Source organism: Vibrio sp. Vb0598, assembly GCF_033338935.1.
GTDB classification, from domain to species: domain Bacteria; phylum Pseudomonadota; class Gammaproteobacteria; order Enterobacterales; family Vibrionaceae; genus Vibrio; species Vibrio alginolyticus.
On sequence record NZ_JAWOTP010000301.1, the window covers coordinates 1 to 1038 of the forward strand.

Sequence of the window (1038 nt, forward strand, 5' to 3'; positions counted from 1 at the left end):
TTCATTTAAATAACACCAAGACCCAATAATTTTCCGATAGTTATAATTTTTATAAATCCATAAAGCTACAGATGAAGCCAGTTAATAAATAGCTCCCCTCTATAACTCAGTGTCTTATTTTACGTCTAAGCATTAAACAGTTGTATAAGAAACCAATTGCTTACTCATTGGGTTTACCACTGATCCGACAAGATAAAAAACATTGTAAATATCTGTTTTAACTATTATTTCACGTTGCGAAATAATTAATTAAAAAAAGATAACTTTATAATATTGTGTCTTAATCACCCCCTTTATAAGGTCTAAATCCCCCTTTAATTTTAAGTAATTACTTAATAATATTCATATTGTTTTATTTCATAACAAACAGTATACATTATATGAACAACAATATTATTAATAGAAATTAAGTAATTATAAGAATACGTATATATAAGTATAAGTTACCGTTATTAAAAATCAATTCAAGACTAACCCATTTATACTCGAACGAAAATAGCAAACGTTTGCCATTTTCGTTCGAACTATAATATGGATTTAAAACGAATGTAAATACGACTATTCAATTAATAATGTTGTATAGATCATGATTCTGGCCATGAGATATGCTTATCATTCAGCTTTAACTTGGTTTCTTTTACGATATTCAAGCGGAGAACAATCATTTTCTCGTTTGAATATCTGCCTGAAAAACTGTGTATCAACATAACCAGATCGACTTGCAACTTCATCAATTGACAACTTTGTTGACCTCAACAGTTCTTTTGCAAAAGATAAACGCCCTAACTGAATAAACTTTAGCGGACTGATGGATGTCGCCTCTTTAAATCGGCGTTTTAACTGCCGTTCTGATAAGCAAGCTTCATTCGCTAAATCACTGATAGAGACGATGTCTAGATCCGTGGTGAGAATCCATTTTTGGATTTTTAGAATCAGCTCATCTCTGTGTTGCATGTAACGGAAAACATCACAGTATGAATGAGAGTTTCCACTGCTCTCTATTGTACTTAAAAACTGGTTACCAAGGTTTCGAGTGTG

General features: G+C 31.3%; 1 protein-coding gene. It reads right to left on the reverse strand.

Features of this window, described 5'->3' with window-relative positions; all coding sequences use genetic code 11:
* Positions 1–612: 612 nt before the first annotated feature.
* Positions 613–1038, reverse strand: a 426-nt coding sequence (locus tag R7Q38_RS24840) for a helix-turn-helix domain-containing protein (RefSeq protein WP_318114732.1), incomplete at its 5' end; no start/stop codon positions are given.